Here is a 22,501-nt window from a genome sequence, read left to right on the forward strand (position 1 = left end):
ACTTTACGAGTGTCGGTCAATATGTGATCATAATTGCATATTGTTTCCATCCCCGTGAGGGGAAGTAATTGAGTAAACAATTCTGGACTGGCAACCCCGACCTCAATGCTGAATAGTTTCCATCCCCGTGAGGGGAAGTGATTGAGTAAACGATTTTGATGACCGTAGACCTGAACACTCAAGGATTTAGTTTCCATCCCCGTGAGGGGAAGTGGTTGAGTAAACAAGAATACAGTGTTGTAGATATTGTATCCAGTCCAGAAGGTTTCCATCCCCGTGAGGGGAAGTGATTGAGTAAACTGAGAGAAATGAAACTCGCGGATTGTCGAGCAGGGGGGTTTCCATCCCCGTGAGGGGAAGTGATTGAGTAAACTGGGACGTATAACTGTATTAAATACTGTAAACAACAAAAGTTTCCATCCCCGTGAGGGGAAGTGATTGAGTAAACTGTAACGTTTAGTTGCGTCTGGGAGACTTCTAAAAGGTTTCCATCCCCGTGAGGGGAAGTGATTGAGTAAACCCCACCCTTCTAGAACCCTTACTGTGACTGGTCTTCAAAGGTCATTTTCGAGTGGGTCTAATTTACTTGTCAATAAGCCTAAATTATTGACAAAAATCTAATAGTACATCCGCTCAAACGCTTACACAGCAGCTTGTCGAGGGGGTCAACGAAAGAATCAGGGTTTGAGCGATCGCCATACCCCCCCCACAAAACTTACGTGTCCAAAGTCAAAATAAATACTTTTGCTTTCATTAGGAAACTTGTGATTCAATTGTCAAGGTTCTGTTACTAATGGACATGAACTTAACATACTACTGTTAAATTGTCAAGTCGGCACTAATTCACCAGGACGCAACTTCGACCACTTACCCATTTCCCGCTTAAAGCTCAGACAACCAACAACATCCCATTCCATTTCAATTACATCATCTTTAGTCCGAATGTTGACATTGATAGAAGGTTCATTCGGGTCAAAATCTGGTGTTTCAGTCAAGTGAGGCTGTTGGTGCTGCCCTTCAACGGCATGATAGGTAAAACAGCTGTCTACATAGTGGCAGTTCACGCAAATACACATAATAGAACCAACTCCAGACGCCTTTATTGTTAATCTAGCTTAAGCCCAACTGTTATTCATGAGTTGCTGGGTTGATTTTTATTACAATGCGTGAATCAGTTTTTTCTACCCTCGCTCCCGAAAATTGGCCTTTTAGCTTGGAATGGCTGCCACAACCTGCTTACATGGTAGGTGGCGCTGTCCGAGATGCCATCCTGGGCAGAACTCGTGAATACCTGGATCTAGATTTTGTTATACCATCTAACGCGGTAAAAGTTGCCAGAGCGATCGCTCATCATTACCAAGCTGGTTTTGTGTTACTTGATCGAGAACGACAAATTGCCCGTGTGGTTTTTCCCCACGCTACAGCTGATTTTGCCCAACAGGAAGGAAATAGTTTAGAAGTTGACTTGCACAGACGAGATTTTACAGTCAATGCGATCGCTTATAATCCGCATACGCAAGAAATTATCGATCCTCTGCAAGGTGATGCAGACTTACAACAGGGTATTTTGCGAATGATATCACCCGCCAACCTAGAAGATGACCCTTTGCGGTTAATGCGTGCTTATCGCCAAGCCGCCCAACTAGGTTTTACCATTGAGCCAGCTACCCAAGCCGCAATTCGTTCCTTAGCATCACATATCAGCAAAGTTGCCGCAGAACGAGTTAGGGTAGAAATCGGCTATCTGCTGGGAAATTCTCAGGGTACTCCCTGGATAACAAGTGCTTGGGAAGATGGTTTAATTGCCCCTTTCTTCAAAAATGCCACTCGTGAAAGCTTAATCAAACTAGCAGCAGTTGACAATGCAGCTGTTTCACTAACCCAAAATTGGCCACAATTAGGGACACAATTACAAGAGTATGTCCGCGATAGTATTAAAACCACTTGGTTAGGTATTGCTAAACTTGCTTGTCTTGTTAACCCAAATCCAGAATTAGCAGAGATAGAATTACAGAAACTAACCTATAGTCGTGCCGAAATCCGGGGTGTAACCACTGCGATAAAAGTGTTACCACAGCTTCAAGTAATCGATATGTCATTGCGAGAACAGTACTTTTTGTTCTATAACGCAGATATTGTTTTTCCTGCTACAGTAGTGCTAGCTGTAGCATTTGATAATTTGGTAGAGGCGATGTCTGGCGACAAGGCGCTGCGATCGCTTATCTTGCCATTTTTGATCAACCGCTACCTGAACCCTGATGATCTGGTCGCTCATCCCACTCCCTTAGTGAGCGGGAAGGAATTAATTATAACATTAGATATTCCGGCTTCGCCAATAATAGGCAAACTGCTCTCAGAAATTGCCGTAGCGCAAGCTGAGGGGAAAGTCTCAACATCCACAGAGGCGATCGCATTTGCACGTCAGTTACTTGAGGGTTAAATATACCTGAGCAATTTGCTTGATGATTATGATGATAATGCCACTATTGCCAGCCCAAAGAGTGAGATGATTAGGGAAATTTTATGAGCGATCGCAAAGCTAAAAAAGGAATAAATATGATTGTGAAGTCGAGAAAAAAACTCAAATTTTTAGTGATTGGATGCTTTTTATCCGCTTTGATACTAAGTCTTGCCCTGGTATCTCATGATAGCAGTTTTGCAGCCGCAGCAGAAAAAAGTTCATTAGTTCGCTTACAGAATTTACAAAAGATCGTTGTCAATTCCAGCTTCATCAGTCCTTTGGTTGAACTATTTGGTAACGTATTTATTGGTAAAAAAGTTTTTGTTGCGTCTAATACTACACTTAGTGCAGATCCGGACACTCAAATCTGTCTTGGTAATGAAACAAACCTTCAGGACAACATTTTATTATTAGCATTACGAAATACCCCAGCTCCTTCATCCAACTGTGGAAAGCGCTCAAGCAGTACCGGAGAACGAGTCAGCATTGCACATCAAGCAAAAATAAAGAATTCCAAAATTGGTAACTTTACATTTATAGGTTTCCTTGCTGATTTAAACAATGTTGTTTTAGAAGATGGCGCTTTTGTATTGCATGGTGCAAAGATTTCAAACGTACGCATTGGCAAAGACCGTTTAGTGCCAATTGGTGCTGTCATTACAACCCAAGCTCAAGCCAACGCTCTATCATTAAAAACGAAAGCTAACGCTGAATTTCAGGAGGAGGTGTTGAAGGTAAATGAAGAGTTTGCCGAACACTATGGTCAACTTTATAAAAAATCGGGTTTTGATGCGGTGACAGGAATTGGTATTGCACCTAAAACGTCCTGGAATTCCAATCCAGTTAAACCAACTATTGGACAGAATGTGCAGTTTGAAGAATTTACTCGAATTGTTGGAAATGTCCAACTAGGTAGTAACAGCGTAGTAGGTAGACGAACCTCAATTCGTGCGGACGAAGGCTCGCCCATTGTCATTGGTGACAATGCGAAGATCGAAGATCGTGTTACTTTCCACGCTTTGAAAGGTACTAGTATTCGTATTGGTAAAAACTTGAACACAGATGACAATATTGTTTTTCACGGCCCATTGGAGGTTGGCGATAACCTGACTATTGAAGACGACGTTATATTGTTTCGCTCCAAGGTTGGCAATAATGTAACCATTGGTACCGGAGCGATTGTCGTTGGTGTAACTCTTCAAGATGGAGTCAAAGTTCCAGAAGCAGCAGTTGTTACAACTCAAGAGCAGGCAGATGCATTAAAAGCTTGAACACAGGACTAAAGGTGAAATGAGCTGTCGATGCTGTTGACAAAGTGAATTTGAATTCACAGGTAGCAAACTATAACGATATATTAGGAATTATAGTTTGCTACCTGTGAGGTTGCATAGAAAAAGGGGCTTAACTCACATTTCTCATAAAGCCTGATATAGGACTGCGATTTGATTTGTGAAAACATCCTGAGACTGAAAAGCCCGTTTTATCAGAGTTTTATCTGAAATCTTGTTCAGAAATCAGACAAGAGTCCTATAAATCGAAGTAATAAGAGGGCGATGAGGAGATGAGAGGAGAATTAGAACTTAAAATTTTAACCTCAGTGTCTCAAGTTTAAGCTCAAATGCTTTGGCATAGTCATTGTTTTTTTGTAATGTTTTTATGAACTATTAGTCACTAGGGATGTGTCAACTACTTAGTACTCAGTTTTTATTTTTAAAAGTTTGGTATCCTCATAACCAATACTTAGGACTCTAAATGTCGAGTCTAGGATTAGTCGTATTGCTGAATTAAGTAAAAAATACAGAAATTTCATAATTAACAATTAATCACCGTAAATTTAAAGATGACTTTAAAAATGATTTTGTAGATATATTTTGTGAGAAAGTTAAAAGAAGGGTATATTCACTGATTTCAAATTTATGGATTCTTTATCTATTAATTCCTTACTGGAAGAGTTGAAAAATCCCAATGCCACAGTCCGCGAAAAGGCAACCAGAAAAATCTGGCGGATCTGGTTTCAGCAAAAGGGAATTTATGGGCTGGAAATAATTGACCGTAGTCAAAAGTTACTGGATGCAGGTGAAATTCCTGAAGCCGAAACAGCACTGACGGCACTCATCAAAGACCAGCCAGATTTTGCCGAAGCTTGGAATCGGCGAGCTTTTCTATATTACAGTATTGGTGATTATCAAAAATCTCTGGCAGATTGTCAGATGGTTGTGCAGATAAATCCGATACATTTTGGGGCGCTTCACGGTATGGGCTTGTGTTATGCGGCACTAGGAGAGTATGGTCAAGCTATCCAAGCTTTTAAACGTGCTTTAGAAATTCAGCCCTATTCCTTAGTGAATCAAAAGTTGATTCTAGAATGTACATTTAGATTCAGCTACAACGGCAGATAGGAGAGAGGATTATACTGTTTTATGAATCCGTCATCACCCTCATCAACAGCAATTCATCGCCTTAGTCGCCGCAGTTTTATTCAATACGGTTCTATCTGGATTAGTGGTAGCGTCATTGCAGCTTGTGCTAACAACAACCAACCGTTAATTAGCAGATCTCGATTAGATAAAGTTATATTTGGCACAAACTGGATAGCGCAAGCAGAACACGGCGGATTTTACCAAGCGATGTCTACGACGGGCTGCGCCTACGCCACTGGTATTTACAAAGACTACGGTTTAGATGTCACCATCAAAATGGGTGGTCCCCAGGTTCCGAGTGGTACTCAATTGTTGATGGGGGGTGCGGTAGATTTCTTCATGGGTTATGGCATTGATGCTGTCAACGCCATAGCACAAAGTATTCCCAAAATTACAGTCGCAGCAATCTTTCAGAAAGACCCCCAATGTCTCGTTGCCCATCCTAACACAGCAACTAAAAGCCTTGCTGACCTCAAAGGCAAACCAATTTATGTCTCTGCTGCCGCTAACGTCACCTATTGGCCTTTACTCCAAGCAAAGTATGGTTTTACCGATGATCAAAAGCGCCCTTACAACTTTAATCCTGCTCCCTTTCTGACTGACAAAAACTCAGTTCAGCAAGGTTATATCACATCTGAACCCTTCGCAATTGAAAAGCAAGGCGGGTTTAAGCCAGTGATATTTTTATTAGCAGATTAGCATGGTTAATACCAAGATTTCCAAATCCAATGTTAATTACAAGGATGCATACACCTTGCGATTTGTCAATAAAGGGGTAGGCTATTACAATAAGTAAGCGATCGCTTGCTATTCTCCAGATTTTTAGCTACCTTTCAAAGTGGAGTATCTAATTCAGTCTCAACATCTGAGTTTATTTCCACTTCAACGCTTTCAACAACTTGGCGTAATGCTAAAAAAGCCTCCTTTAAGGGTTGACTAACTGCACTGTCGGGTTCTGCAAGCACAAGCTTTTGATATTCCTCCACAAACTGCATCCGTAAGCGATGAAATAAGTGCAGAAAATGCCGTAAAAAACCAAGACAATCAAGCACTACAATTTCTATACCTTCTGTCTTTTCATAGAGATTGGTAGCATAATCTTCTACATCTTTATCTATAGTTTCAGTCGTTATAAATATGTAGTTATCAATTTTATATCCAGTTTTTTCTACTCTTCGTGTAATTTTTTGAAGGGCATTATTGATGTCATTTATAGTAATACGTTTCATTTTCATCTCGTAGCTGGTTACTAAATTGTTACCATTTATAAGCCTAATTTCAATATTACCTAAAGAACCAGTTTGTTTATCAGCTGCATTGTGGCTTTCAAGGGGTAAACATCGTTCTCCTAAATGCTCTGAGGCTGATTGATAAGCAGCAGCCACAATAAGTACTGGTAAACGACTTGCTCTCGGACAATCCAAATGCTGTCTAATAAGTTTTACAATTGCTTCAGCAGAAAGAGGAATTGCCTGATCATCTAGAGTGTTTAAATTAGCAATAAGACTTTGAATTCGTTGGTCTTTCTCTTTTTTAATAATCAAAAGCCATTTTATAGTTTCTACAAGAAGGTCTTCTGTTGCTACACGCTCTGTATAAACATCGTCAAATAGCTGAATAACAGTCTCGTATAATATTAGAGGTTTTCCTATCAACTTAGCATCTAAAGTTAGAGGCATTGCTTTAGTACGAAGCGCGGGTGTAAGAAAAGCAGTTGTTGGATTACATACATCTTGTAAGTTACGTTCATTAATGAAAAAGGCTATGTATGATTCATCGTAAAAACGACCTGAGTAAGAATCTTTTGTGCCAATTTCAGTGAATGGCTTACGAATATCTAGATGAGGTTGATGAACTTTTGCTAATAAGCAAGCTAATAAAAGCCTTATTCCAGCCTTATTTTGAGGGTGTCTACATACAAATTCAACTCTATCAATAATTTCTGGAGCAATCATCATTGAATTGCCCATTCTAATGTATTCGGATGCTCTATCAAAGGCTGAGTTAAGAATCTCTGGAGGCATTGACATAATAGCTTTTTTAGATTTTTTGGACTTACTTTGAGATATTTGTACAAATTTAAATTCTAGGTCATAGTTTATCCAGAGAACTTCTGTACGTAACTTTTTGACAGAGTGACAGGACTTCGACGGTGCTGGAATACGTCGCCAATCACCATATAATTCCTCCATCAGCGTACAGTCGTATCCTGAAATAGCAACTTTAGCATTGACATTGTGAAGGACATGAGCTAATTTACGATGTTCTTCATCTGTCATCTCGTAGCCATAAGCATTACTGTCTCCACGGGAATCATGTGGATAGGGAGGGTCACAGTAAAAGAGTGTTTCTTCGCTGTCATATCTTTGAATAACTTCAATTGCTGGACAGTTTTCTATTTGAACTCGCTGAAATCTTTGAACTATTTTAGAAAGGTCATCTATACTTCCTAACCATCTTGAGACAGCCCCAGCCATACCTGCACGACTTGTTAACAAACAGTGTGCCCATCTACCGTAGCTTGCTGTCTGAGCTAATCCTGTTCTCACCTGTCTAGCTCGGACAAAAAATCGCCTAGCTCTCTCTAAATTAGATAACTCTTTAGTTGGTTGAGAAATGGCAAGTTCAAATTCACGTCTTGAGAAAGGAGTGAAAGTGATAGCCCTGATGAGTTCATTTTTCTCATCCCGTAATACGCGAAAAAAGTTAACTAGTTCGCCATCAATATCATTGTAAGTTTCTACAGGTGATGGTTCTTTGTTTATTAGAACTGCTGCTGAACCTCCAAAAGGCTCACAGTAATGAGTAGTTGTTGACAAGAGTGGTAGAAGCCAGTCAAGATGACTGTATTTACCTCCATACCAACCGAATGCTATCAGCTTACTCATAAGTTTGCTATTTTATGTAACCCTCTACTTTAACACTAAGTGGTTTAGTTAAACTTTTTTTTCACTATTAATTACATTACAAATCACAATCGTTCCCTTTATTGCTGTGGCAATTTTCGGTTTACTAATTGCAATTTTGTTCACCCAAAGTAAATGGACTGAACGCAGTTTATTTCCTTATGCAGTAATTTTACAAACAACTCCGATAATTGCGATCGCACCTTTAATCATTCTCTGGTTAAAAAATAACACCTTCTCTGACTTTATATTAAGTAAGTGGTATGAAAGTGCTGTTAAAGAAGAGAATTAGGTTTAGATTTTCTCACGCAGAGAGTTGACCCCTCAGCGAACCTTTGCGCTTTCCTTAGCGTCCCTTTGCGTTAAAAAAAGGATATAAGCTATGACGACAACATTAGATGCCCTAATTAATTCTCTAGAAAGTATAGAAATTATCACTGACTCCGCCCAAGTCGCAAAATTATCCCACGATTATCACACCTTTAGCCCGGTGCTAGTGCCAAAACTAGAGGGAAAAGTCGGGGATATTGTAGCGCGTCCCGCCAATGAAGCAGAGGTTTTAAAAGTTGCAGCCGCCTGCGCGAAACACCGTGTACCTGTGACAGTCAGGGGTGCAGGTACCGGGAATTATGGGCAATGCGTACCGTTGCATGGTGGCGTAATTTTAGACATGACGCGGATGCAAGAGATTCCTTGGGTGAAACCGGGGATGGCGCGGGTAGAAGTTGGGGTGAAGTTGGCAGCTTTGGATAAAAAAGCCAGAGAAATTGGCTGGGAAATCCGCATGGCACCTTCGACGTACCGCACAGCCACAATTGGCGGATTCATTGCTGGCGGGAGTGGGGGCATTGGCTCGATACAATATGGGTTACTAGGCGATCGCGGTAATATCCTAGCATTACGAGTAGTAACTGTAGAAGATGAACCCCGTGTCATCGAATTACGCGGCGACGATGTACAAAAGGTGAATCATGCTTGGGGAATTAACGGTATTATCACTGAAGTAGAAATCCCTTTAGCGCCAGCTTATCCTTGGGCAGAAGTCATTGTTACATTTGATGAGTTTATGACAGCAGCAAAGTTTGGTCAGGCTCTTGGCAATGCTGATGGGATGATTAAGAAGTTGATTTCTGTCTTTGCATCCCAAATTCCGCAATACTTTCACGCCCTACAACAGTACATTCCTGAAGGTACTCACCCAGTATTTTTGATAATTGCTGAATCGAGTTTGGAATTTTTACCGGGTTTGGTGCAGCAATACGGCGGCCAGATTACTTATCAAAAAGCAGCGCAGGAAGCAGGAAAAGCTACACATTTAGGAGAGTTTACCTGGAACCACACTACTTTACACGCTCGGAGTGTAGATACTACAATTACCTATTTACAAAGTATGTTTCCTGTGGATAAAAGTCTGCAACTGGTAGAGCAGATGTATAAGCATTTTGGTGATGAGGTAATGATGCATTTGGAATTTTTTCGGGTGAACGGTGTCGTAATTCCTGGTGCTTTACAACTTGTGCGCTACACCACAGAAGAACGTCTCAACGAGATTATCCGCTATCACGAAGAACAGGGTGTGATGATTGCCAATCCTCACACCTATATTATTGAAGAGGGAGGAAGAAAAGTTATTGATCCTGAGCAGTTAAAATTTAAGGAAATAGTAGACCCTTATGGGTTAATGAATCCTGGTAAAAGCAAAGTTCTCCAATTAAAAATTTAATAATTCTGAATTCTAAATATTATCTGTGGTTTGATTTCCAAAACCGGGGGGAGAACCCAAAACAACATCCTAAAATCACCCATGATTGAAATTGATGGTTCTTACGGAGAAGGAGGTGGACAAGTTCTTCGCACTTCCTTAAGTCTAGCCGCTATCACTGGACAACCCATCTTAATTACAGGTATTCGCGCTGGACGCAAAAAGCCAGGATTAGCAGCACAACACTTAACAGCAGTTCGCGCTACGGCGAGAATTTGTAATGCCCAACTCCGAGGTGATGCTTTGGGTTCAATGGTGCTGGAATTCATCCCAGGTAGTGCTGTGCAAGCTGGAATTTATACCTTTGATGTTAGTAAAGCACAACAAGGTGGTTCTGCGGGTGCGATCGCTCTAGTTTTACAGACAATTCTCTTACCTCTGGCACTAGCAACTGGCAGTTCCCAAATAATACTAAAGGGTGGAACTCATGTAAACTTTAGCCCAACAGTGACGTACATTGAGCAAGTTTATTTGCCGATATTGCAACGCATGGGAGTAGAGGCAAAAGTCAAGTTAGGTGCTTGGGGGTGGTATCCCCAAGGTGGGGGAGAGGTAGAATTACAGGTGGATGGCGGTGGTAAACTCAACGAAATCAACTTGCTGGAACGGGGAGATTTACAACAGGTGCGAGTACTAGCAGTGGTGACGGAATTGCCTTCGCATATTCCCCAACGAATGGCGAATCGTGCCGAAAGTTTGTTAAGGGAAGCCCATTTGAAAGTTGCTGTACAAACCTTGCGAGAAAGAGGTGTGGCACCAGGGGCGGGTATTTTTTTAACTGCTGAATATCAGAATAGCTTGACTGGCTTTGGTGGATTTGGGCGTTTGCGGTTGTCGGCGGAGACAGTTGCAGAGATTGCTTGTCAGCAACTACTCAAGTTTCATCAAACAGGTGCACCAGTGGATGAACATTTAGCAGATCAGTTATTATTGCCAGCTGCTTTAGCTTCACAGGAAAGTCAGTATCGAGTGGCTGAGGTGAGTGGGCATTTGACGACAAATGCAGCCGTAATTGAACAGTTTGGACTGGCGCAGATAACAGTAAATGAAGTTGAGAAAATAGTGTCGGTGATGCGTTTGACTGGTTGAAATAGATTATAACTTATAGTAAAAGCTATACTTTTGGTAATTGAATCAGCAATCAGTATGATCTCATGGAACTATTTACTATTGGTCACTCTAATCACAGCATTCAAGCTTTTATAGAGCTTTTGCAAAAGTATGATGTAACTGCACTAGCTGATGTAAGGTCGTACCCTTATAGTCGTTATTTACCTCACTTTAACCAATTAACACTTAAAAATGCACTCTTAAGCGAAAATATCAGTTATGTATTTCTTGGGCAAGAATTGGGAGCTAGACCAGATAATCCAGAGTGTTATGTTGATGGCAAAGCTTTATATGAAAGGATTGCTGCCACTGAGCTATTTAGAAAGGGAATTCAGCGTGTACTTAAGGGTGTAAAAACTCACAGAGTTGCCCTGATGTGTGCAGAAAAAGACCCTATAGTTTGTCATCGTGCGATTTTAGTCTGCCAACATTTACGAAACCAGCATGATTTAGAAATTAATCATATCAAAAGTCATGGCAATTTAGAATCACATTATGAACTTGAAGACAGGCTATTAGCTAAACATGGCTTCAAGGAATTGGCCCTCGTACCAGCACCAGTTCAATTATCTCTTTTTACTGATAGTCTATCTAATATTCAGCCCAAGAAATTACCCTCCAAAGAAGAATCACTACAAGAGGTTTACAGATTGCAGGCTGATGAAATTGCCTATGTAGAAAAAAGAGGAGTTGGAAATGAGTCATTCCGTTAACTTATTCACGATTGGCTTTACTCAAAAAAGCGCCCAAAAATTTTTTGATACTCTGGTTAAGGCCGGCGTTAAGCGTGTCATAGATACGAGACTGAATAATGTCTCTCAATTAGCAGGATTTAGCAAGAAGTCAGATTTAGAATACTTTCTAAATAAGATTGGCAATATTGAATACACTCACCTAATTGAGTTAGCACCTACAAAAGATATCTTAGATGAATATAAGAAAAATAAAAGTGGTTGGGTAATTTATGAGCAGAAATTTCTGCAACTTATGGCCGAGCGAGAAATTGAGAAGAAAGTTAAACCAGATATATTAGATGGCGGATGTCTTTTATGTAGTGAAGCCAAACCCCATTACTGTCATCGCCGCTTAGTGGCAGAATATTTAAATGGCAAATGGGGTGATGTCAAAATATGTCATCTTTGAAGCGTATTATTTGTCTTGCCAACTCCTGGAAACTCAAAGAACGTTACATTGCGGGGATTGATTTGGATACAGATCAATGGATTCGTCCTGTATGTGACCGATTTCCTAATGATGGTCGAGTTCCGAGAGACATTCGACTTGTGGATGGGAGAGAACCGGAATTATTAGATATTCTTGCTATTCCTTTAGCAGACACAGGTGAAGACTTCGGGTTTGAAAGTGAGAATCTCACTATACTATCGGGAAAATGGCAACTATTAGGCAAAGCTATACCAACAAATTTATTTCCCTATTGTGGGAACCATCCTCATATTCTTTACAATTCTATCAAGTATGTCAACATTTCCTATCTACAATCTCTGCCTTTTCAGCAAAGACGTACACTACAACTAATTCATGTTATCAACTTTTCTGTACAGGCTCAAAGAAGTTATGGCGGAGTAATACAGTGGAAAGGTACGCTAGAAACCTCTTCTGGTCAAAAGTTAACAGATGCTAATATAACCGATCCAGTATTTGTCGCAAAATTGGAAGTGGGATACCAAACCACAGGTGAGTATCTAGTAACGGTTAGCTTGGGTATGCCTTGGACACCTGAGAATTGGGAAGGTGAAGCTCCTTCCTGGAAACTCATAGCAGGCGTGATAGAAATTCCTAAATCTGCCAATCAACAAAATTCTGTGGATTTAGTTGATAGGAGTGATTTAATTGCACAAACAGATAGAGAAATGCAGCGAATAGGTTTGAATGTAGAGCAAGGATGTAAGTATTTGCAGCAAAACTTTAATAAACGATCACGCCAACTTTTGACTTTAACTGAATTAGCCCAATTCTTGAGCTATCTCCAGTCTCTCTCCAATGCCCCTTCATTAAGTAAACCTGACGATGATGACTTCAATGACATTCCCTAGTAAAGCTCTTTACTTAAATATGGAACAGAGCATTTGAATTTACCTCTGCTAGGGCCATATAAGTAGTTGCACACAATTAATTACACACAATGTGGGCTGAAATTATTGTCTGGTCAAGAATCACTATGTAATTAATTCTGTTTGGTTACTTATTTAGGTTAAGTCAGTTTGCGATCGCAAATCCAAGAGACTGGGTATTGTTAGCTGTGGCTGTTCCCAATCGGGTGTAAGACTCTTGCACCTAGTGAATTATCCTCTTGGATAAGTATTAGAACTTTGCTAATAAACCTCTGAGCTTCGTCGATGCACCTCTGAGCTTGAATTGTTAATTACGAATTATGAATTATGAATTATTTTAACTCCCCCTCTTCTCTTGCCGTTCTTTGAGTTTCAGCATGATTTCTGCGTGCATCTCGCGGGTAATCGGGTAAAAATACGTTAAAACTAAGCCACAAATCAAACAAACTGTAGGTATGGGGCCAACGGCAATGCGAATCGCAAACAGTGCCAATTCCGGTTGGATGGGTGGTGGACTTCCGGCTACTGATTCTTTGAAACCCGATAATTGCAAAGCATTTCCCACCAAAAACAGCCCAAAAGCTAAACCAAATTTTTGTAGCAAAACCATAAAGCCATAAAAAATCCCTTCTCTGCGTTGTCCGGTTTGGAGTTCATCTAATTCAATCACATCTGGAATCATCGACCAGGGAATTAGATAAGCTGTGGACACACCAATACCCGCCATGACAGCCATAAAATACATCAAAACTATTTGACCAGGCTGTAAGAAAAATAGTCCGGCGGCGGCTATTATCCACAAACTCATTCCCAGAAAATAAACAACTTTTTTCCCAACTTTTTTACTCAGCGCTTCCCAGACAAATAGCATCAACAAAGCAGTTCCTTGGACTGCAATCAGCACTGGGGGTACGTCTTCAAATTTTAGACGCATACAATCGACTACAAAATAGGGAATAATGCTAGCTGTAATCTGCACACCTAGCCAGGAAAAAAGATATATACCAATAACAAATAGAAAAGGGCGGTTGCTGAAGACAATTTTTAGCTGTTCAAAGAAGGGGAGAGATGCAGGTTCCTCGACTTGGATGCGTTTGGCTTCAAAAGCCAGGATGCGATCGCGGACTCCAAAAACGCACCAATATAATCCTAAAATCGAAATTACAGTACAAACTCCTGCTAAAACGAGATATGCTTGTTGGCGATCGGGAATCTGCCAAAAAATAATTAGCGCTAAAATCAATGACAGAATGCTACCACCAATGGAAAATGTAAAGCGATAGCTGTTAAGGCTGGTGCGTTCGTCATAATCTTGAGTTAATTCTGGAGTCATTGCCGTATAAGGCAAATTTACAACCGTGTAAAAAGATTGAGATACTATCCCAATCGCTACGTAGTACCAGAACAATGGCCCAATATTATCACTCTGATTTGCACTAAATTGCGGTACAATCCACTGCAAGAAGAAGAAAATCCCAAAGGGGATTGCCCCATAAAACATCCAAGGAAGACGACGACCCCAACGCCGAGATTTCGTTTTATCAGTCAGGAACCCGACAAGCGGATCATTTACGCCATCCCAGATTTTGCCAATCAACAAAATACTGCCAGCTAAACCCGCAGGGATACCAGCGACATTGGTAAAGAAAATCAGCAGATAAAAGACGGAGATATTTGCAGTAATTGCTGGGCCTAAATCCCCTGCACCGTAAGCCAGTTTTGTTTTAAAGTCGAGTTTTTTACTGAGAGGATTTCGTTGAGCATCGCCATCAACAGCAGAATCGTTCATAATAACTTGCACCCATACTAAAATATAAAGTTTGCGTAGGCGTAGCCCGTCGTAGACATCGCCTTCTATACTAGCTATCTACCACTCCCGTTAGACTTATGCCAGACCTTTATGTTTCTTGGTCAGATTATCACCAAAAAATTGAACAACTGGCTATTCAGATTTATCAATCCAGTTGGGAATTCAACCAGATTATCTGTCTTGCTAGAGGGGGACTACGAGTTGGAGATATTCTCTCCCGTATATACCAGCAACCACTGGCAATTTTAGCAACCTCATCTTACAGTGGTCGTGGCAAGCAAGAAAGAAATAATTTAATTTTCTCCCGCCACTTGACGATGACTGCCGAAAAGTTAGGTTCGCGCATTCTCCTAGTGGATGATTTGGTAGATTCTGGGATCACACTCCAACAGACTATACCTTGGCTCAAGCAAAATAGTGATTCCCCCATTGAGGAAATTCGCACCGCCGTACTTTGGTATAAAGCCTGTTCAGTTATGGCACCCGATTATTATGTCGATTACTTATCTGACAACCCCTGGATTCATCAACCCTTTGAACACTACGAGCAGACGAACCTCGCAGAACTGGCAGCTAAAGTAAGTCAACTGGATTGACTCATCCCATTTCCCGAAATACCTAATACAGATATAAGCGTCCGGCAATCATCAGCAGGTTTGATCAACCAACGGCATGATCCGGGTTGTAGCGGTTGTGATTGATAAGTTGGAATTGATGGGAAGCGACATCCATAAATGGCATGAAAGCTGCGATCGCTAGTCCTGAACTGGTAGCCGCTTTTAATGCCGAAACTGATAGAAATACCGTTAAAGTCGCCATCGGCTCGGAGTGCGTCACAGATGGCCCAGATATAGGTGACTGCCCTTGAAATTTGTGAGTATGATGTAGACCAAACCAGAAAACTAAATAACCAGATTGGGGCATTAAGTATTATCGGAACAGAAAACTGGGATCAGTGACCTTAGATAAGCACTACAAAAGGTTTTCGGCGCTGAAACCCTTGTTTTTCCGTTGAGTGGTTGCTTGGATAATCGCCAAGCAACCACTCAATAAAATCCTTACATGATAAGACTTTTAACTTTAACCCGGTTTTGTATTCCAATGATTCTCTCTCCCCAATTAAAAAACTATGAAAATCCCTGAATTGCTACTTGATTCCATGCTCTCCTGCACAACGATGCCCTGCACCAACGAACTGGCACGACTCAAAGCAGTGTATCAGTTTCAGGGTTTGGAGACTTTACCCAATCAGGCATTGGATGACTTGACAGCACTGGCAGCTGATCTGTGCCAAACTCCAATGGCACTGATGAGTTTTATCGGAGCTGATCGCCAGTTGGTTAAGTCTAAGGTCGGCACCACATTGACAGAAATTCGCCGAAACCTCGCGTTTTGTAACTACACCATTGGCCAGTCAGATGTCTTTGTGATTCCAGATACCCTAGCTGATCCCCACTTTGCCACCCATCCTTTAGTCCTAAATGCTCCTAATATCCGGTTTTATGCTGGAGTTCCTTTAGTAACGGCTGGTGGTTGCGTCCTGGGTACACTCTGCGTCATGGACTCCGAACCGCGTGACCTGAACCAGAAACAACGGAAGGGATTGCAAACGCTCACCCAGCAAGTCATGGTGCAATTGGAGCTAAAGCGCAACACCACAAAGCTGCGTCAAATCATCCCTGAAATCAAACAACTCAAACAGCAGTTGATTACTCAGGAATTGCTCGGTCAACAAGATTCAATTTTGTTTAATTTGGCAAATCAAATCCGTAATTCTCTGGATCTGAACACGATTTTACAAACGGCGGTCAATGAGATTCATACTCTGTTGCAAGTTGATCGCTGTGACTTTGTGTGGTGTCTGCCCAACAAAGATCAGTTCAATTTTATGGTGACTCACGAAGCGACTAACCCAGAGATCCGCATGGCGCTGGGGGAACTTCCCCTTGGGCATGGCTCCGTTCTGGCAAAAGCCATCTTAAATCTAGATATGCTAAAGATTGAGGATGTTTCTGCTACCTCAGTGGCACTTACCCCGGAGGATTACACCCTGCTGCGCCAACTGGCAGTAACCTCGGTGCTGTTGCTGCCACTAAGAACCCATTCTGGTCAATTGGGTGCCATTATTTGCCATCACTGTCGCGGTTCTCGCCAATGGAATGATAGTGAAGTCCGGTTACTCAAAGCTGTCACCGATCAAGTGGCGATCGCCCTTGACCAGGCAGAACTGCTTGCCCAAACCCAAGCAACCGCTTTTGCTGCCCAAACTCAAGCAACTTATCTGGGGAACGCCCTGAGCCAGTTGCAGCAAACCCAAATGCAACTAGTGCAGCAAGAGAAGATGTCGAGCCTGGGGCAATTGGTGGCCGGAGTTGCTCACGAAATCAACAACCCGGTCAACTTTATTAACGGCAATATTGCTTATGCAACTGACTATGTGCGGGATTTGCTGGAACTATTGGGTCTTTATCAGGCAACCTATCCCAATATGACTGCTGCTATTCAGGAAAAGATGGAGACGATGGACTTTGATTTCTTGACGCAAGATTTGCCCAGTCTATTGTCGTCCATGCGAATGGGTGGAGAACGAATTCGGCAAATTGTCCTATCTCTGCGGAATTTCTCACGCCTGGATGAAGCCGAGATGAAACCTGTAGATATCCATGAAGGAATTGAAAACACGTTGTTGATTTTGAAGAGTCGCTTAAAATTAACCAGTGCCAAGTTTGAGATTCAGGTGATTAAAGCCTACGAAAATTTACCGCCTGTTGATTGTTATGCGGGGCAATTGAATCAAGTATTCATGAATCTTTTGGGCAATGCGATCGATGCCTTAGATGAAACGCCTAATCCGATCATTACCATTCACACAGAACTCATTAGACAAAAATCGGCTAATTTTAATCTATCCCAACCCTCCGACACCGATAGTGTAGTGATTCGGATTCGAGATAACGGTTCTGGGATGACAGAAACAACCCTGCAAAAACTGTTCAATCCATTCTTCACCACTAAACCCATCGGCAAGGGAACCGGGCTGGGACTGTCCATCAGCTATCAAATTGTGGTTGAAAAACATGGTGGCATTTTGAAATGCTCATCAGAACTGGGGAAAGGCAGCGAGTTCTGGATTCAAATTCCGATTGAGCCTTTGGTTAAAAATAGTTGAAGTGTGTATAAAGTTATCAAAATATCAATCGTTGAAGTCTTGCTTTGGGAATGCTAGGGTAAACGCCAACGATGAGTCAATCATCGACTTGTAAAGTATGTCAAATGGTACGACAAGCTCACTGATCGTTCTCGCGCTTGATGATAGCCCTGTAATTCATCAACTGATTAAACGAGCGTTAGAACCTGGCTATCAGGTGATGACAGCCGCTAACGCAGTTGATGCTTTGTCGATTATTTATTATCAACCGATTTCAGTGTTGCTCTTGGATGTGCAGATGCCGGATGTAAACGGGTTGGAGTTTTGTCGCACGGTGCGAAGTCTGCCCCAGTTTCAGCATTTGCCTGTGATTATGGTGACATCTCAAGATTCTCCCTTCGACCGAGTGAAGGGGCATCTGGCGGGTGCAACAGAATATCTGATCAAACCTTTTGATGCTGAACAATTACGCGAAGCTGTACGAAAATTTATTGGCACCTAATCTGCTTGTTCATCATCCAATTTGAGATATTAGATTGCGAATTTGTAGGATGGAGAAAACATCGGCGCAGAATGAGGATTTGCTAAGATTGGCACAGCCAGTTTTCTATCCTGACAGCCTTGCGGCAGCGATCGCAAAGATTCCTAACTATGACTCAAACAGCACTCAATGTCCCAAAGTTGATGACAATAGAGGAATACCTTGCCTATGACGACGGTACTGACACGCGCTATGAACTTGTAGATGGAGAGTTAGTAGAAATGCCGACTGAAAGCCAGGGCAATTTAGACATTGCTAAATATCTGCTATTTGAGTTGGCAAAACATTTTCCAATTGCATTAATTGCTGTGGGAACAGAGGTTGAAGTAACTGGGCGACGGGCAAAGTGTCGGTTGCCAGATATGCTGGTTCATACAGAAGAATCACAAACTGCCTTGGTAGGAGCAAGGCGGGCAACCTTAACACGGGATATGCCGCCACCTGCGATCGTAATTGAGGTGGTGTCACCGGGACAAGACAACCGTGATCGAGACTATCGTTACAAACGCACAGAATATGCGGCGCGAGGGATTGCAGAATACTGGATTATTGACCCGGAAATGCAGCAAGTGACGCTGTGCTTATGGGTGAACGGGCAATATGAAGACACGATTTATCCGGGTGACACTCCCTTGGTATCGACGGTCATTCCTGGTTTTAAGCTGAGTGCTGCTCAGATTTTGGCATTTGGACATGGATAGCATTGATGGGTTATGGCTACACCTAACTCAGCCGATAACTGGAAATGCGATTCAATAGCATGGGAGCAATTTCGCCGATCGCCAAAATATGTTGGGCGGCTCCCAGAGCGATCGCTTCTTTGGGCATCCCGAAGATAACGCAGGTTTGTTCATCCTGGGCAATGGTGGTGCTTCCGGCTTGGGCGATCGCTTGTAATCCATCTGCGCCATCCCGTCCCATGCCAGTCAGCAAAATGCCAACTGCCGATCGCGGGTAGCAGGTGGCAACGGCTTGAAACAACGCTGTAACGGAGGGACGATGCCCGGAAACGGCAGGGGTGCCGACGGTGATTAATCGCCCTTGAGTGTCGAGTTGCAGGTGTTGTCGTTCGGGGGCAAAGTAGACGATACCCGGTTTGGGAAATTCTCCCGCTTGGGCGATCGTCACGCGCAGAGAACATTCTGCTGCCAGCCAATCTACCAGTCCTTGCAGAAATCCTTCGCTGATATGTTGGACACACAAAATCGGTACGGGAAAGTTTGCAGGCAGTTGTTTCAAGATTGTGTGCAATGCCTGGGGGCCACCTGTAGATGCTCCGATCGCTACGACTTTCGGCAGGGGGAACGGGGAATTACGAATGGGGAATTGCGAGTTATTGACAGGTTTCGGGCTGAATGCTTCTGGCTGACTTTTAGGGCTAACAGGCTGGGTTTTGGGTTCTACCGTCGTAGTTCTGGAAGTGTGACGAGTAAAGACTGTAACCCCTGCCAGAACTTTAATCCGGTTGATTAATTCGTGCTTGACCTGTTCATAGTCTGAAAGTGAGTCGATGCTGGGTTTGGGGAAGACATCCAAAGCACCTGCTTGCAACAGTTTAAAAACATTGCGGGAATCTTCTTGGGTGTTGACGGAGGTGCTGATCACCAAAATGGGACGGGGATACTCTGCCATAATGCGGCGGGTTAGTTCCAGTCCATCCATTTTTGGCATGTGCAGATCGGTGCAGATTACCTGGGGCTGTACGGCTGGAATTCGCTCCAATGCTTCCACGCCATTGGGAGCAGTTCCCACCACATTCACTTCCGGGGAACTCGCCAAAATCCGCTTGAGGATGGTTAAGGCGACAAGGGAATCCTCCACCAGAAAGACGCGAATCGGGGCAGAGTTTTTCATCAGTTGATAGTAAGTTCACATCCTACGAGAAAATTATTCTTCATTCATCCGAAAACCCCTATACTAACCGCTTCAGAGTTGACAACAAGGCTTCTTGATTAAAGCTGCCTTTGATAATATAGGCATTGGCTCCGGCTTCAGCACCCCGACGTTTATCTTCATCGCTGGCAAGGGAAGTAACCAGGATAATCGGTAGATCGCTATATTCCTGATATTGGCGGATTTTGGCAGTTAACCCCAAGCCATCGAGATTTGGCATTTGCACATCGGTGACAACGGCATCAACTGTATGCGATCGCAGTTTCTTCAATCCATCCAAACCATCCACAGCCGTAATCACTTCATAACCTGCGGTTTCTAAAATCCGCTTTTCTTGGGTGCGTGTGGCAATGGAATCTTCGACTAATAAAACGGTTTGTTTTGGGGGCGCAAGTTGACGAGTTTGGGTGTGATAGGTGGACTGCGATCGCGATCGGGCTGACTTCACCAAATCTTGGGCATTCAACACCATACACACATCTCCAGTGCCTAAAATTGTTGCTCCAGACACATTGCGGACTCGTTTAAGTAACTGACTCTGAGGTTTAATCACGACATCTTGCTCATCCACTAAGGCATCTACCACCACACCCAGTTTTTCTTGCCCAACCTGAAGAATGATACAGGAAAGCGCCGTTTGTTGAGTTAACCCAGATGTCATCGGGGGCAATTCTAATAGATCAGCCAATTGCACAATCGAAATGGGTTGGCTATCCCGAATTACTGTGTCATGTCCCTCTAAAGGAAAAATTTCTTCTGACTTGATTAGGCAGGCGGTTTGCACAAACTCGACTGGGATGGCGTAGGGCATTTCGTTCACCTGCACAATTAAGACATGGGCGGTTGCTAGGGTGATACTAAGATTGACGCGCAGCGTACATCCCCGTCCAGGAAACGATTCTACCTCAATCGTGCCTTTCAATTTCTCGACATTGGTTTGCACCACATCCAGCCCTACACCCCGTCCTGATACTTCTGTCACCAGGGGTGCTGTTGAAAACCCTGGTGTGAAGATCAACGCCTGGATCTGGCTGGGAGTCATTGCCTCTGATTCTTCCTCCCGGCAAATGCCCCGTTTCACTGCTATTTGTTTGATTTTATCCAATTCCAGCCCCCGTCCATCATCACTGATTTCCAGCACAATGTTGGTGGGAGTTTGGTAAGCCCTGAGCCGAATCGTTGCCGTTGTTGGTTTTCCTAGCCGTTCCCGTTCCTGTGGTGATTCAATCCCGTGATCGATCGCATTCCGCAGAATATGCATCAAAGGATCTTTCATTTCTTCCAACAGACGTTTGTCGGCAAGGGTGTCTTTGCCTTCTAGGATCAACTCCACCAATTTTCCCTGCTGCCGCGCCAGATCGCTTACCATCCGGGGGAAGAGGTTGAAGATGGTTGCAAAAGGCAGCAATCGCAGGGTACGAATCCCCTCTTCTAGATCGCCACTCAGTTGTTCCAGTCGAGTTGTGTCTTCGGAAAGAGAACTCCGCAGAGTATTCACCAAATGACCCAATTGCTCTAGTCGTTTTTCAGAGTGATGATGAAAACTTTCCAAACGTTGGAGGGCGACGTTACCCTGTTGCTCTCGGCTGAAGGCAAACCGATTAGTAAATAGCTCTCGGTTCCATTCTTCCCACAGATTGGCGATCGCCTCAATTTCTCCCAGCCGATGAGCAATCCGAATTTTGGTTACAGTTAATTCCCCTGCCTGCGTCATCAACGTATCCAGCTGGCGAGTGCCAACACGGATGGTTTCGATGCGGTAGCTATTGGATTTTGGATTTTGGATTTTGGATTTTAGATTTTGGATTGATCCGTTTTCCTCTTGCTCTTGATTTATGTCAAAGGTATTGTTTTTTACTGTATTTGTGAATTCAATACCGTTGACTTCTGGCTCCTGACTCCCTATCTCTCCCGCGTCTCCCTCTTTTCCCTTCCAAGCTCCCATCAATTCTGCCAGAGCATAAAAGGTGTCAACCCTGGCAGGTTCTCCGGTGACGGCTTCGTGAACGAGTTTGCGGATGGCGGCGATCGCATGAGCGAGGCGTTCATAGGGTGCGTCTATCGCATTATTCAACGAGGACACAGGGTTTTCTTGCCGCTTGAGTTGAGTCAAAATATGCTCAATCTGATGTGCCAGCGTGCCTACATCTTTAACTCCCAGCATATTGGCATCACCTTTAAGAGAATGCGCCTCCCGCATTAATGCTTCTAGGACAGCCAGATCATCGGGATGGTTTTCCAGATGCAGCAATCCATCATCCAGGTTTTGCAGGTGTTCTTCGCTGGCTACTTTGAAAACGGATCTCAGTTCTTCATCGTTGATCATCATAGTGTTATGGAATTTTAGATTTTAAATTTTGGATTTTGGATTGAAGTTT

21 protein-coding genes are annotated in these 22,501 nt (G+C 42.9%); 15 read left to right on the plus strand and 6 right to left on the minus strand.

Annotated features, from left to right (window positions below):
* Nucleotides 1-158 precede the first annotated feature (158 nt).
* Nucleotides 159-290 (plus strand): hypothetical protein, encoded by a 132-nt coding sequence (locus tag F8S12_RS42450; RefSeq protein WP_442946829.1) that lies wholly within the window; start codon nucleotides 159-161, stop codon nucleotides 288-290.
* 537 nt (nucleotides 291-827) lie between these two features.
* On the opposite strand, the gene F8S12_RS25470 is transcribed toward F8S12_RS42450, so the two are convergent.
* A complete protein-coding gene (locus F8S12_RS25470; protein WP_196519089.1) occupies nucleotides 828-1,076 on the minus strand; it encodes a Ycf34 family protein in 249 nt (82 codons plus the stop codon).
* Nucleotides 1,077-1,162: 86 nt separating this feature from the next.
* Here F8S12_RS25470 and F8S12_RS25475 point away from each other — a divergent pair, with 86 nt between their 5' ends.
* From F8S12_RS25475 to F8S12_RS25490, 4 genes are all read left to right on the plus strand, one after another.
* Nucleotides 1,163-2,440 (plus strand): CCA tRNA nucleotidyltransferase, encoded by a 1,278-nt coding sequence (locus F8S12_RS25475; protein WP_196519090.1) that lies wholly within the window; start codon nucleotides 1,163-1,165, stop codon nucleotides 2,438-2,440.
* Between the two features lie 83 nt (nucleotides 2,441-2,523).
* Nucleotides 2,524-3,732 carry a carbonate dehydratase gene (locus tag F8S12_RS25480; protein WP_230968266.1) on the plus strand — a complete coding sequence of 403 codons (1,209 nt, stop codon included), beginning with the start codon at nucleotides 2,524-2,526 and terminating at the stop codon, nucleotides 3,730-3,732.
* Nucleotides 3,733-4,377: 645 nt separating this feature from the next.
* Nucleotides 4,378-4,860: a tetratricopeptide repeat protein gene (locus tag F8S12_RS25485; protein ID WP_196519091.1), complete on the plus strand. Its 483-nt coding sequence runs from the start codon at nucleotides 4,378-4,380 to the stop codon at nucleotides 4,858-4,860.
* 21 nt (nucleotides 4,861-4,881) lie between these two features.
* Nucleotides 4,882-5,580: an ABC transporter substrate-binding protein gene (locus tag F8S12_RS25490; protein ID WP_196519092.1), complete on the plus strand. Its 699-nt coding sequence runs from the start codon at nucleotides 4,882-4,884 to the stop codon at nucleotides 5,578-5,580.
* A 134-nt stretch (nucleotides 5,581-5,714) separates the two neighbouring features.
* Here F8S12_RS25490 and F8S12_RS40950 read toward each other — a convergent pair whose 3' ends face one another.
* Nucleotides 5,715-7,769, minus strand: a complete 2,055-nt coding sequence (locus tag F8S12_RS40950) for a DNA adenine methylase (RefSeq protein WP_230968267.1) — start codon at nucleotides 7,767-7,769, stop codon at nucleotides 5,715-5,717.
* 106 nt (nucleotides 7,770-7,875) lie between these two features.
* Between F8S12_RS40950 and F8S12_RS25500 the strand changes: the two genes are divergently transcribed.
* The 6 genes from F8S12_RS25500 to F8S12_RS25525 all read left to right on the plus strand — a co-directional run bounded on the left by F8S12_RS25500 (nucleotide 7,876) and on the right by F8S12_RS25525 (nucleotide 12,713).
* Nucleotides 7,876-8,079: an ABC transporter permease subunit gene (locus F8S12_RS25500; protein ID WP_230968268.1), complete on the plus strand. Its 204-nt coding sequence runs from the start codon at nucleotides 7,876-7,878 to the stop codon at nucleotides 8,077-8,079.
* 90 nt (nucleotides 8,080-8,169) lie between these two features.
* Nucleotides 8,170-9,510: an FAD-binding oxidoreductase gene (locus tag F8S12_RS25505; RefSeq protein ID WP_196519093.1), complete on the plus strand. Its 1,341-nt coding sequence runs from the start codon at nucleotides 8,170-8,172 to the stop codon at nucleotides 9,508-9,510.
* A gap of 81 nt (nucleotides 9,511-9,591) precedes the next feature.
* Complete coding sequence (gene rtcA / locus F8S12_RS25510; RefSeq protein WP_196519094.1) at nucleotides 9,592-10,638, plus strand: RNA 3'-terminal phosphate cyclase; 1,047 nt, start codon at nucleotides 9,592-9,594, stop codon at nucleotides 10,636-10,638.
* A 65-nt stretch (nucleotides 10,639-10,703) separates the two neighbouring features.
* Complete coding sequence (locus tag F8S12_RS25515; RefSeq protein ID WP_196519095.1) at nucleotides 10,704-11,372, plus strand: DUF488 domain-containing protein; 669 nt, start codon at nucleotides 10,704-10,706, stop codon at nucleotides 11,370-11,372.
* The gene (locus tag F8S12_RS25520) at nucleotides 11,356-11,802 is read left to right on the plus strand and encodes a DUF488 domain-containing protein (RefSeq protein WP_196519096.1); all 447 of its coding nucleotides are present in this window, start codon (nucleotides 11,356-11,358) and stop codon (nucleotides 11,800-11,802) included. The genes F8S12_RS25515 and F8S12_RS25520 overlap by 17 nt, the downstream gene beginning before the upstream one ends.
* Nucleotides 11,790-12,713: a dual OB domain-containing protein gene (locus F8S12_RS25525; RefSeq protein WP_196519097.1), complete on the plus strand. Its 924-nt coding sequence runs from the start codon at nucleotides 11,790-11,792 to the stop codon at nucleotides 12,711-12,713. Before F8S12_RS25520 ends, F8S12_RS25525 begins: the two co-directional genes overlap by 13 nt.
* 355 nt (nucleotides 12,714-13,068) lie before the next feature.
* Here F8S12_RS25525 and F8S12_RS25530 read toward each other — a convergent pair whose 3' ends face one another.
* A complete protein-coding gene (locus F8S12_RS25530; protein ID WP_196519098.1) occupies nucleotides 13,069-14,520 on the minus strand; it encodes an MFS transporter in 1,452 nt (483 codons plus the stop codon).
* Nucleotides 14,521-14,618: 98 nt separating this feature from the next.
* Between F8S12_RS25530 and F8S12_RS25535 the strand changes: the two genes are divergently transcribed.
* Complete coding sequence (locus F8S12_RS25535) at nucleotides 14,619-15,137, plus strand: phosphoribosyltransferase (RefSeq protein WP_196519099.1); 519 nt, start codon at nucleotides 14,619-14,621, stop codon at nucleotides 15,135-15,137.
* A gap of 64 nt (nucleotides 15,138-15,201) precedes the next feature.
* Here F8S12_RS25535 and F8S12_RS25540 read toward each other — a convergent pair whose 3' ends face one another.
* Nucleotides 15,202-15,465, minus strand: a complete 264-nt coding sequence (locus tag F8S12_RS25540) for a hypothetical protein (protein ID WP_196519100.1) — start codon at nucleotides 15,463-15,465, stop codon at nucleotides 15,202-15,204.
* Between the two features lie 205 nt (nucleotides 15,466-15,670).
* Here F8S12_RS25540 and F8S12_RS25545 point away from each other — a divergent pair, with 205 nt between their 5' ends.
* The 3 genes from F8S12_RS25545 (at nucleotide 15,671) to F8S12_RS25555 (ending at nucleotide 18,931) form a co-directional block, all read left to right on the plus strand.
* The gene (locus F8S12_RS25545) at nucleotides 15,671-17,710 is read left to right on the plus strand and encodes a GAF domain-containing protein (RefSeq protein WP_196519101.1); all 2,040 of its coding nucleotides are present in this window, start codon (nucleotides 15,671-15,673) and stop codon (nucleotides 17,708-17,710) included.
* A gap of 97 nt (nucleotides 17,711-17,807) precedes the next feature.
* Entirely contained in the window at nucleotides 17,808-18,191 is a 384-nt protein-coding gene (locus tag F8S12_RS25550) for a response regulator (protein WP_196519102.1), read from the plus strand.
* Between the two features lie 149 nt (nucleotides 18,192-18,340).
* Nucleotides 18,341-18,931: a Uma2 family endonuclease gene (locus tag F8S12_RS25555; protein WP_196519103.1), complete on the plus strand. Its 591-nt coding sequence runs from the start codon at nucleotides 18,341-18,343 to the stop codon at nucleotides 18,929-18,931.
* Between the two features lie 22 nt (nucleotides 18,932-18,953).
* Here F8S12_RS25555 and cheB read toward each other — a convergent pair whose 3' ends face one another.
* Both cheB and F8S12_RS25565 read right to left on the minus strand, forming a co-directional pair.
* The gene (cheB, locus tag F8S12_RS25560; protein ID WP_196519104.1) at nucleotides 18,954-20,084 is read right to left on the minus strand and encodes a chemotaxis-specific protein-glutamate methyltransferase CheB; all 1,131 of its coding nucleotides are present in this window, start codon (nucleotides 20,082-20,084) and stop codon (nucleotides 18,954-18,956) included.
* A gap of 58 nt (nucleotides 20,085-20,142) precedes the next feature.
* Nucleotides 20,143-22,452: a hybrid sensor histidine kinase/response regulator gene (locus F8S12_RS25565; RefSeq protein WP_196519105.1), complete on the minus strand. Its 2,310-nt coding sequence runs from the start codon at nucleotides 22,450-22,452 to the stop codon at nucleotides 20,143-20,145.
* Nucleotides 22,453-22,501 lie beyond the last annotated feature (49 nt).

It is taken from the genome of Nostoc sp. WHI (assembly GCF_015714725.1).
Lineage (GTDB): Bacteria > Cyanobacteriota > Cyanobacteriia > Cyanobacteriales > Nostocaceae > Nostoc.